The organism is Bradyrhizobium liaoningense (genome assembly GCF_018130955.1).
Classification (GTDB): Bacteria; Pseudomonadota; Alphaproteobacteria; order Rhizobiales; family Xanthobacteraceae; genus Bradyrhizobium; species Bradyrhizobium liaoningense_C.
This window is the reverse complement of sequence record NZ_JAFCJM010000023.1, coordinates 91,026-101,510: the sequence shown is the minus strand read 5'-3', so window position 1 is coordinate 101,510 and position 10,485 is coordinate 91,026. Positions and strand designations below refer to the sequence as shown.

The window sequence follows — 10,485 nt, the reverse complement described above, 5'->3', positions numbered from 1 at the left end:
CAGATCGAGAGCAGTGTCGATCTTCCGCACTAGATGATCTTCGGGAACCGCGTCGCTGAGATGAAACTCGTAGAACAGTTGACCTTGGTCACTCTTCAGACGGCCCATCATGGATCGACCTCGTCGCGATTCGCGTCAACACAACGGAATCACGCTTGCCGGCTCGCCTCAACCGACTTTTGCAACAAAATCGGCCCATCGCTGACGTGCAGCCATGCCGGATGCGGGTCGCCTTCTGAGAGCAAAGCGGAGGCGACGGATTAATGAGTACACGCCTTAGCGTCCGATCCGCTTCATCTCGCTCACCAGCAGATCCAGCGCCTCCGCCAGCATCACGCCGCCGCACACGGTGAGGCGATCGGGGATCACGATGCGCTTGTCGAGCGGATAGAACCGCTCCAGCGCCGGATGCAGCAGGAAGGCGCGGCCTTCGTCCTCGGCGCGATTGCCCGCCTCCGACAACAGCAAGATGTCCGGCTTCAGCGCCAAGATTCCTTCCAGCGAGATGAAGGCGCCATCCTTGATGCCGAGTTCATCGGCGGCGCTACGCAATCCCGCCTCCCGCAGCAGCACGCCGAGCAGGCTGTCGCGGCCGGCGACCCAGCCGCGGCGCGACAGCGGCAGCACGCGATCGTTTCGCTGTCCGAGCGTCTCGCGCGCGTGTCGAACGGCCGCATCGATGCGTGCGATCTCGGCATTGGCGCGCTCGGGCTGGCTGGCGATCTCGCCCATCCGCAAGATCTGCGCCTTCACCTCATCCATGGTTCTCGGCACAGAGAACTCGGCGAGCTGCACGCCATTCGTCCGCAACAGGTCGCGCGTGGAGCGCTTGTCGAACAGGCTCGCGACCACGACATCGGGCTTGAGCACGAGAATGTCCTCGGCGCCGCCCGAGAGCACCGGGAATTTGCGCGCCTCGGTCGCGCGCCAGGATTGCCAGTCGTCGCGCGCGTAGCGGCTGAGGCCTGCGATCTGGCCGGGATCGGCGAGCGAGAGCAGGAGCTGGTCGGTGCAGACATTCATCGAAGCGATGCGGGGCTGGGCCGCAAGCGACTGCACCGGCATGATGAGGAGCGCGCCGATCACCAATGCCGCGCACCGCATCGTCAAACGTCCGCCCATGGCACGATCACGGCCTCGCGCTCGTGCTCGGCACGATAGGCCGTAACGCGGAACACGTCGGCCAGCACCTGCTCCGACAGCGCCTCCTCCGCCTTGCCTTGCGACACCAGCCGTCCGGCCGAGAGCACCAGCACGCGGTCGGCGAAGCGAGCCGCGAGACCGAGATCGTGCGTCACCACGATGACGAGCACGCCGGAATCGGCCGCCTTGCGCAAGGTCTGCATGACGTCGAGCTGGTGACGCGGATCGAGCGACGAGGTTGGCTCGTCCGCGAGGATGACAGGCGCCTCGGTCGCCAGCACCCGCGCCAGCGCGACGCGGCTGCGCTCGCCGCCGGAGAGCTCGGTGGCACGGCGGCCGGCAAACTGCACGACATCGGCAGCCTGCATCGCGCGCACCACCGCCTCGGCATCGCGAGGCGACAGCCGGGCCGGATCGGTCGCGCCATGCGGATAGCGGCCGAGCGCGACGATGTCGCGCGAGGCCAGCGGCCAGTGCACGATGTGGCCCTGCGGCAGATAGGCAAAACGTCTTGCCCGCTCGCGCAACGAAAGCGAGGCCAGCGTCCGGCCACCGACGTCGATGCTGCCGGTTGCCGGCACGAGCCCCGCGAGCGCGCGCAGCAGCGTGGTCTTGCCGGCGCCGTTGGGCCCGACCAGCGCCACGAGATGGCCTGGGGACAGCGACAGCGAAATATCCTGCAGGACGGCACGGCCGCCGAGGCTGACATTGACACCCTGCGCGGTGAGGAAGGCGTCGTTCATGCGACGCCTCCACTGAGCGCGCGACGCTCGCGCACGATGAGATAGAGGAAGAAGGGAACGCCGATGATCGAGGTCAGCACACCGACCTTGATGTCCGAGGTCGAGGGAATGATCCGTACCGCGATGTCTGAGGCCAGCAGCAGGCTACTCCCGGCAAGCGCGCTCGGCACCAGCAGCCGCGACGGATCATGCCCGATCAAGGGCCGCATCAGATGCGGCGCGACCAGGCCGATGAAGCCGATGGTGCCGGAGACCGCAACCGCGCCGCCGACGCCGAGCGCAACACCCGAGATGACCAGCAGCCGCAGGCGGTCGACATCGATGCCGAGGCTCTGCGCGGCCTCCTCGCCGAGGCTGAGCGCGCGAAAGGCGCTGCGCTGGCTGAGCAGGATCGCGCCGCCGACGAGGATGAATGGCAGCGCCAGCGCGACGTGGCGGAAGCTGCGGTCCTCCAGCGACCCGAGCAGCCAGAACGCGATCTCGAGCACGATGAAGGCATTTTTGGAGAGGTTCATCACCAGCGCGGTCGCGGCGCCCGCGAGCGCGGAGATCGCGAGCCCCGCGAGGATCAGGATCAACAGCCCGGCATTGCGGCCGGCGATCGCGAGCAGCGCGAACACCGAGACGAAGGCCGCAACGATCGCCGCCACCGGCAGCGCGTAGGAGCGCACATCGGCCAGTCCGAGCGCGATGACGAGGACTGCCCCGAAGGCCGCCGATTGCGGCGCGCCGAACAGCGACGGTGCAGCCAGCGGATTGCGCAAAAGGCCCTGCAACGCCGCGCCTGATAGCCCGAGGATACCGCCGATCGTGAGCGCCAGAATCGTGCGTGGCAGGCGGATCTCGCGCACGATCACCTGCGCGACATCACTACCGCCGCCGACCAGCGCCTCGACGACTGTCATCGGCGACAGCCTGACAGCGCCGATCCCGAGCGATACCAGCGCAAGCAGGACCACCAGCGCGACGAGCGCGCCGGTCACGCCCGCGCGCCGGCTGGCGGCCGCGTCAGCACCCTGCATCACAGTCTGAACGCTCTGATCATCCATCGACGATGTTCATACATGGACTGGAACCCGGTACAAGCGCGTGGCGAACAAACCACGTACCGACTCTATTGAAAGTAGGCGGGATTGACTCCTGTTTCGGCTGCCTCCTAGATGAACGGGACGGTTCCCTTCGGGGACGAAATGGGAATGCGGTGCGGGATTTTTTCCCAATGCCGCGGCTGCCCCCGCAACTGTAAGCGGCGAATTCTTCGTCAAAAAGCCACTGGGGTCCTCGGTCCTGGGAAGGCGACGAAGGGTAACGACCCGCGAGCCAGGAGACCTGCCGTCAGCCGTGGTCACACGCGAGGATGTCGGTCGGGGTGTACGGACATTGGCCTCATCGGGTCGCGAGACGCGCACCGGTGAGACTTCGTTCGCTGTGACGTGCCACTGACGTCATGCCGAGGTCTTGCCATGTCTTCCGTTTCCCAAGCTGCGAGGCGACACAGTTCGCTTCTGCTTGCTTCCAGTTTCCTCGTCCTCGCCGCGACCGCGGCCCGCGCCCAGGCCGTCGCGGAACAGCTCCCCGCGGTCGAGATCACCAAGCCCGGTGACCAGAACCAGACGCGGGCACGCGCGACCGGCGAGCAGGCTGCGCCTGCGCCACGCCGCGCGCCGTCCACCGCGCCGCAGGGCGGCGACACGGCCAGCGGCACATCGACCGGTGCCGGTAACACTGCGGCCGGCGCCGGCAGCGCCACGCAATCCGGCGGCATCGTCGGTGCCGCCACCACCGTGATCACGGCCGCCGACATCGCACATTCGCCGTCGCAATCGCTGGCCGAGATCATCGCGACGCAGACGCCGGGCGCCCAGCTCACCACGCTGTTTGGCGGCCCGGTTGCCGCCAAGACCACCGTCGATTTGCGCGGTTTCGGCGCATTCGCCAGCGCAAACACGCTGGTGCTCATCAACGGACGCCGGCTCAACGACATCGACATGGCGCAGGTGGATCTTTCCACCATTCCGCTCAACTCGATCGAGCGCATCGAGATCACCCGCGGCAATTCCGGCGCGGTGCTCTATGGCGACAACGCGGTCGGCGGCACCATCAACATCGTCACCAAGACCGGCGTCGGCGGTCCGCCAGTCAGCTTGCGCGTCGAGAGCGGCTTTGGCTCGTTCAATACGCGACAGGGCGCGGTCTCGACCGCGCTGAATTTCGGCAACTGGTCGACCTCGTTCTACGGCAACGCCGTGAAGACCGACGGCTATCGCGCCAACAACCAGTACGTTCAGGAGAACGGCGTCGGCAATCTCAACTACACGTCCCCCGGCTTCACTGCCTTCTTCAACGTCAGCGGCGACAATCAGGAGCTGCGGCTGCCCGGCGGACGCCTGGTCGACCCCTCCATCGGCGTCGATCTGGTCACGACCGACCGCCGCGGCGCCACCACCCCGTTCGACTACGCCAACCAGCAGGGCGCGAGCGCGACCGCCGGTTTTACCAAGACGCTGATCAACGGCGTCGATTTGATCGTCGACGGAGGCGTGCGCGACAAGAAGCAGCAAGGCGCGTTCTTCTCCAGCCCGACGCCAGTCCCGGCCTTGTTCACCTCAACCTATGTCGACGCGCATCTCCAGACCTGGTCGATTACGCCGCGACTGAGCGTCAAGAGCATGCTGTTCGGCATGCCGTCGACATTGCTCACCGGCATCGACTACTACGATGCGAGCTTTCAGCAGAACCGTGGTGCCGGCCAGGGCCTCGCGCCCTGGCACATGTATGATCTGCGGCAACAGACAGTCGCAGGCTACTTCCAGCACACGGTCGGGGTCGCTCCGACCACCGATATCTCCTATGGCGCGCGCGTGCAGAACATCAATCTGTCGGCGCGCGACCGGTTCGATGCGACAGCGCCCTTCAACACGGCGATCTTCGGCGCCGATATCGGCGCGCTGCCTCTCGACAGCAACGAGACGCAATACGCACTGCACCTCGGCGCCGAGCACCGGCTCAATGACGTGTTCACGATTTTCGGCCGCGCCGCGCGCGCGTTCCGCACGCCTGACGTGGACGAGCGCGTGTCGTCGGGACCGTCGTTCGATCCGTTCACCTTCGCCGCCATCCCGCAAACCTTCCAGTTGAAGACCCAGACGTCGCAGGACGTCGAGGGCGGGCTGCGCATCAAGGGCGGCGGGCTGCAGATGCAGACCAGCGTCTATCTGATGGACCTCAACAACGAGCTCCATTTCAGCCCGGTGCTGTTCTTCAACACCAATCTCGATCCGACCCGGCGCTACGGCTCGGAGACCAGTGTCTCCTACCGCGTCAATGATTCACTGCTGTTGCGGAACGGCATGGCCTACACACGCGCGATCTTTCGCGAGGGCATCTGGGCCGGCAACGACGTGCCGCTGGTGTCGCGCTACACCGCGAGTGCGGGCCTGACCTGGAACATCTGGCAGAATTTCGTGGTACTCGATGCCACCGCGCGCTTCTGGTCCGAGCGCCGCATGGACAACGACCAGGCCAATACGCAAATGATGATCCCGGCCGATGCCACGATCGACCTCAAGCTCTCCGGTCAGTATGAGCGGTTCTTCTGGTCCTTCAGCGTCAACAACGTGCTCAACGCGCTCTATTACGACTATGCGATCGCCAGCACGTTCACCAATGGCCGCTTCAGCGCCTATCCGCTGCCCGGCCGTACCTATCTGTTGAAGGCCGGCGCGACGTTCTGAGCGACGGATGCCAGGCCGGCGCGGATCCGGCCGGGATTTACCGGCGTTGCGGGGCTTGCGAAAGCGCAAGAGGATCACGAAATTTCCAGTTAGTATCGCGTGAGGCATCACCACCCGAGGACAGCCATGGGCAAGGCCGGCAACAAGACTCCGCCGCCGAAGACGACCGACGACAAGGCCAAGAAGCCGCCCCCTCCGCCGCGCGACGGCGACGACGACTACGAAGACGGCGACATCGCCACCCCCAAGCGCGACCGCTACGGCACGGACGACGAGCCGTTGTAGGGCTTGGTCGTTTTGCGGCGCGCACGCGCCACACCCTCCGCTGTCGTCCTGGCGAAAGCCAGGACGACGTTGAGGGGCCGTAAACACCCCTCGCGCACTACCTGCCATGCGCCCGCATTCATGGACAAATAACCGCTTCCCCCGATAGTTTGCCCGTCCATTCGGGAGTGAAACGGAACTGATGGTCGATGTTCTCGCCGCACCGCAGCAAGGCAAGGCGGACAGCGCGCTACGCACGCTGACCGGGATTTCGATCGCGCATTGGGTCAGCCATTTTCATCTGCTGGTCCTGCCGATGTTGTTCCCGTTCCTGAAAGCACAACTCGGCGTCGGCTATATCGAGCTTGGTTTTGCGCTCACCGTGTTTGCCGTGGTGTCGGGCCTGACGCAGGCGCCGACCGGCTATCTCGTCGACCATTTTGGCGCGCGAAGAATCTTGCTGGGCGGCCTCGTGATGGGCGGGCTGGCGCTCGTCCTGCTCGGCCTGCATCTGAGCTACACCTCGCTGATCGCCTGCGCCGTGCTGCTTGGCCTTGCCAACAGCGTCTATCACCCGGCCGACTACGCGATCCTGGCCGAGCATATGGACGAAGCGCGGATGGGCCGCGCGTTCTCGATCCACACCTTTGCCGGTTATCTCGGCGGCGCGGTGGCGCCTGCGATCGTTGCGGCCTTCGTTGCCATCGGCGGCGGTACGGGCGCGTTGATCGCATCGGGCGCGATCGGCGTGCTGGTGGCACTGCTGCTGATCGCGATGAACATTCCCGATGCCGGCGCGCACAAGGAGAAGCCCGGCGCTGAGGCCGCGCCAAAACAGGCCGTGATCACGCCCGCGCTGATGATGCTGACGGCGCTGTTCATGCTGCTGAGCCTGTCGGTCGCCGGCATCAGCAATTTTGGCGTGGTGGCACTGATGGGCGGCTATGGCGCCACCTACTCCGCGGCCAACATCGCGCTGACCGCGTTTTTGGCCGCAAGCGCTGCCGGTGTGCTCGCGGGCGGCTTTCTCGCCGATCGCACCGAGCGCCATGGCCAGCTTGCCGCCGCCTGCTTTGCCGCGAACGCGGCGATCGTGCTGCTGATCGCGATGGTCACGCTGCCAGGCTGGCTGCTCACCGCTGCGATGACGCTGGCGGGCTTCCTCTCCGGCGTGATCGCGCCTTCACGCGACATGCTGGTACGCAACGCTGCACCCGCGGGCGCTGCGGGGCGCGCCTTCGGCATCGTCTCCACCGGCTTCAACCTCGGCGGCATCGTCAGCCCGCTGCTGTTCGGCTGGATCATGGACCAGAACGCGCCGCACTGGGTGTTTGGGGCGTCGGTGGTGTTCATGGTCGCGACAGTGTTCCTGTCGCTGCTCACGGAGCGGCGGGAGCGGGCGGCGTAGCCACACACTCAACTGTCGTCCCGACGCAACAACAACGGGAAGAAGCGCCATGAATAGCCCTGATCTGGTGATCCGCGGCGGCACGGTTGCGGATGGAGGCGGCGGCGAGCTGTATGAGGCCGATGTCGCTGTCACCGGCGGCAGGATCAGCGAGGTCGGCAAGGTCGCCGCAAGGGGGCGCGAGGAGATCGACGCGCGCGGCAGGCTGGTGACGCCGGGCTTCGTCGACGTCCACACCCATTATGACGGCCAGGTCACCTGGAGCCAGGACATCACGCCGTCCTCGCAGAACGGCGTCACGACCGCGATCATGGGCAATTGCGGCGTCGGCTTTGCGCCCTGCAAGCCCAGCGACCACACCCGGCTGATCCAGCTCATGGAAGGCGTCGAGGACATTCCCGAGCCTGTGTTGAGCGCCGGCATTCCCTGGGCCTGGGAGAGTTTTCCGGACTACATGGATTGGCTGTCGAAACGCGACTTCGACATCGACGTCGGCGCGCAACTGCCGCATGCAGCACTGCGCGTCTATGTGATGGGCGAGCGCGGCGCGCGCCGCGATCCCTCTACCGCCGAGGACAATGCGGCGATGGCACGGCTCGCCGGGGAAGCGGTGCGCTCGGGCGCGCTCGGCTTCTCGACCTCGCGCACGCTCAACCACCGCACCTCGACCGGCGATTTCACGCCGACGCTGAAAGCGGGCGAGGACGAGCTGACCGCGATCGCCGGCGCGATGCACGGCCAGGGCCGCAGCGTGCTGCAATTCGTGCTCGACCTCTCGACCATTCACGAGGACCTGCCGATGATGCTGCGGGTCGCGGACACCACGAAATGCCCGATCTCGTTCTCGATCACGCAGAACGATCGCGCGCCACAGCGCTGGCGCCAGACGCTGGATGAGATCAACGCCGCCGCCAGGCGCGGCCTCTCCATCACAGCGCAGATCGCGGCACGCCCGGTGGGCCTCTTGCTCGGACTCGAGCTGTCGCGCAACCCGTTCCAGACGCATCCGAGCTACAAGGCGATCGCGCATTTGCCGCTGAAGGAGCGGCTTGCGCGCCTGCGCCGGCCGGAGGTGCGTGCGGCGATCATGAGGGAGATGGCCACCGCGACCGACGATCCGCTGTTCTTCAAGCCGAATTACGACAAGATGTTCTTGCTCGGCGATCCCCCCGATTACGAGCAGCCGCCGGAAAACGCGCTGGGCCCGCAAGCGCGCAAGCAGGGAAGGCAACCGGAAGAGCTTGCCTATGACGCGATGCTGTCAGACGAGGGCCGCGGCATGCTCTACGTGCCGTTCCTCAACTATGCCGACGGCAATCTCGATGCGACGCGCGAGATGCTCACCGATCCGCAATCCGTACCCGGCCTGTCCGACGGCGGCGCTCATTGCGGTATCATCTGCGATGCGAGTTTTCCGACCTATCTGCTCACGCACTGGACCCGCGACCGCACGCGCGGCGAGAAGCTGTCGATCCCGTTCGTGGTCGCCGCGCAATCGCGCAAGACCGCGCTGTCGGTCGGGCTCAGTGACCGCGGCCTGCTTGCGCCGGGCTACAAGGCCGACGTCAACGTGATCGACTATGACCGGCTGCATCTGCATCCGCCAAAGGTTCATTACGACCTGCCGGTCGGCGGACGGCGGCTGTTGCAGGACGTCGACGGCTATGATGCGACGATCGTGTCGGGCGTCGTGACGCGGCGGCATGGCGAAGCCACGGGACAGCGGCCGGGCCGGCTGATCCGTGGGGCGCAGGGGATGCAGTAGCGGCCGGTTGTTGGGCGCGAAGGCGTCTCAACAATCTCGCTGGCGTCCCGGCGAAGGCCGGAACGACAGTGGTCGTGCTGGCGCGTCTTACCTAACCAAACGACTACGTCGGCGACACTGCACTCTTCAGCGCATCTGCCTGCGCCGAAGCGCTGCGGGCGAGCCGGGCCTTTTCCGTGTTCGGCCACAGCAGCAGCAACCCGAGCAGGCCTGACGCCGCCATGACCGCGGCGTTGATGGTGAAGCCGGTCAGGTAGCCGTCGAGCGTGGAGCCGGCGCGCTGGATCACGCTGCCCATCACGGAAGGCGCGATCATGCCGGCGAGCGTGTAGATCGCGCCGTAGATCGCAATCACGGCGCCGCGCTGCGACACCGGCGTGAACTCACCGAGCATCGGCGGGCACACCACATAGATCGCGCCGCAGAGGCCGGAGCCGACGACGAGGAACGCGATCTGCAGGCCGGCGCTGTGGGCATAGGGCATCATGGCGAGGATGAGGCCGCCGATCACCAGCGGCACCGAGCCGAGCACGCCGCGGGCGACGCGTGTGGTGGAGCCGCGCGCCATCATCACCTGCGAGAACCACCCGGCGAGGATGACGATGGTGGCGCCGAACACCCAGGGCAGGACCGAGATCCAGCCGGCGTCCTTCTGCGAGAAACCGAGCCCCTTGATGATGAACGGCGTAAACCAGGTCAGTCCCAACGACAGCGCCCAATAGGCGCCAAACGTCGCTGCGCAGCAGCCGATGAAGGTGCGCGAGGTCAGGAGCTGGAGATAGGGAATTTTCACTTCAGCGGCGAGCGAAGCGTGCGTGCTCTCGAGCGGCCCTTCCTTGCCGAGCGCGAGCCAGGCCGCGACCCAGATCAGGCCGACGACGCCGAGCGCGCCGAAGGCGTAGTGCCAGGAATAGTTGACGATGATCCAGTTCAGCGCCGGCACGGCGATGATGACGCCGAAGGCCGAGCCTTGCGACAGGATCGCGGTCGGCAGCGTGCGCTTCTCGTCGGGGAACCATTTGTAGATGGCATGGGCCGCGACCGAGAACGCCGGCCCCTCGCCGGCGCCCAGGATGATGCGGCAGATCAGGAGCGTGGTGAAGCTGACGGTGCCGACCATCGGAAACTGCGCCAGCGCCCAGATCAGCGCCAGCACCAGGAGCACCCAACGCGTCGGCACCTTGTTGACGATGAAGCCGACCACGATGGCCGAGATGGAGAACAGGAAGAAAAAGGAGGAGCCGAGCAGGCCGAATTGCTCCGGCTCGAGCTTCATATCGGCCATGATCGACACGCCGGCCAACCCGACGATGACCTTGTCCGCAAAGTTCACCAACATGAACAGGAACAGGAGAAAGGTGATGGTCCAGGCGCCTTTCGGCGTCTCCTTGCCTGACGTCCCAGGCGTTGCTTGCGCGCTCATATCTC

8 protein-coding genes and 1 riboswitch are annotated in these 10,485 nt (G+C 66.0%); of the genes, 4 read left to right on the top strand and 4 right to left on the bottom strand.

The genetic code is table 11. From position 1 onward, the window contains the following. Window positions 1–276: 276 nt before the first annotated feature. From JQ632_RS20375 to JQ632_RS20365, 3 genes are read right to left on the bottom strand one after another with little or no spacing between them, the layout of a single operon-like run. Window positions 277–1,122: an ABC transporter substrate-binding protein gene (locus JQ632_RS20375; protein ID WP_249152299.1), complete on the bottom strand. Its 846-nt coding sequence runs from the start codon at window positions 1,120–1,122 to the stop codon at window positions 277–279. Next, entirely contained in the window at window positions 1,107–1,886 is a 780-nt protein-coding gene (locus JQ632_RS20370; RefSeq protein ID WP_212404360.1) for an ABC transporter ATP-binding protein, read from the bottom strand. Before JQ632_RS20370 ends, JQ632_RS20375 begins: the two co-directional genes overlap by 16 nt. Further along, a complete protein-coding gene (locus JQ632_RS20365; RefSeq protein WP_249152298.1) occupies window positions 1,883–2,935 on the bottom strand; it encodes an iron ABC transporter permease in 1,053 nt (350 codons plus the stop codon). The genes JQ632_RS20370 and JQ632_RS20365 overlap by 4 nt, the downstream gene beginning before the upstream one ends. 104 nt (window positions 2,936–3,039) lie before the next feature. Then, window positions 3,040–3,238: riboswitch (cobalamin riboswitch) on the top strand. 111 nt (window positions 3,239–3,349) lie between these two features. Between JQ632_RS20365 and JQ632_RS20360 the strand changes: the two genes are divergently transcribed. The 4 genes from JQ632_RS20360 (at window position 3,350) to JQ632_RS20345 (ending at window position 9,057) form a co-directional block, all read left to right on the top strand. Next, on the top strand, window positions 3,350–5,620 hold the full coding sequence (locus JQ632_RS20360; RefSeq protein ID WP_212404359.1) for a TonB-dependent receptor: 2,271 nt from the start codon (window positions 3,350–3,352) through the stop codon (window positions 5,618–5,620). A 126-nt stretch (window positions 5,621–5,746) separates the two neighbouring features. After that, entirely contained in the window at window positions 5,747–5,905 is a 159-nt protein-coding gene (locus JQ632_RS20355; RefSeq protein WP_212404358.1) for a hypothetical protein, read from the top strand. Window positions 5,906–6,086: 181 nt separating this feature from the next. Continuing rightward, the gene (locus tag JQ632_RS20350) at window positions 6,087–7,292 is read left to right on the top strand and encodes an MFS transporter (RefSeq protein WP_212404357.1); all 1,206 of its coding nucleotides are present in this window, start codon (window positions 6,087–6,089) and stop codon (window positions 7,290–7,292) included. 49 nt (window positions 7,293–7,341) lie between these two features. Continuing rightward, window positions 7,342–9,057 carry an amidohydrolase family protein gene (locus JQ632_RS20345; RefSeq protein ID WP_212404356.1) on the top strand — a complete coding sequence of 572 codons (1,716 nt, stop codon included), beginning with the start codon at window positions 7,342–7,344 and terminating at the stop codon, window positions 9,055–9,057. A gap of 103 nt (window positions 9,058–9,160) precedes the next feature. Here the strand turns inward: JQ632_RS20345 and JQ632_RS20340 are convergent, their stop codons facing one another. Next, on the bottom strand, window positions 9,161–10,480 hold the full coding sequence (locus JQ632_RS20340) for an MFS transporter (protein ID WP_212404355.1): 1,320 nt from the start codon (window positions 10,478–10,480) through the stop codon (window positions 9,161–9,163). Window positions 10,481–10,485 lie beyond the last annotated feature (5 nt).

Bases quoted from the DNA above. Each gene is read 5' to 3' on its own strand.
- JQ632_RS20375 (WP_249152299.1), bottom strand. From the start codon at position 1,122: ATGGGCGGACGTTTGACGATGCGGTGCGCGGCATTGGTGATCGGCGCG.
- JQ632_RS20370 (WP_212404360.1), bottom strand. From the start codon at position 1,886: ATGAACGACGCCTTCCTCACCGCGCAGGGTGTCAATGTCAGCCTCGGC.
- JQ632_RS20365 (WP_249152298.1), bottom strand. From the start codon at position 2,935: ATGGATGATCAGAGCGTTCAGACTGTGATGCAGGGTGCTGACGCGGCC.
- JQ632_RS20360 (WP_212404359.1), top strand. From the start codon at position 3,350: ATGTCTTCCGTTTCCCAAGCTGCGAGGCGACACAGTTCGCTTCTGCTT.
- JQ632_RS20355 (WP_212404358.1), top strand. From the start codon at position 5,747: ATGGGCAAGGCCGGCAACAAGACTCCGCCGCCGAAGACGACCGACGAC.
- JQ632_RS20350 (WP_212404357.1), top strand. From the start codon at position 6,087: ATGGTCGATGTTCTCGCCGCACCGCAGCAAGGCAAGGCGGACAGCGCG.
- JQ632_RS20345 (WP_212404356.1), top strand. From the start codon at position 7,342: ATGAATAGCCCTGATCTGGTGATCCGCGGCGGCACGGTTGCGGATGGA.
- JQ632_RS20340 (WP_212404355.1), bottom strand. From the start codon at position 10,480: ATGAGCGCGCAAGCAACGCCTGGGACGTCAGGCAAGGAGACGCCGAAA.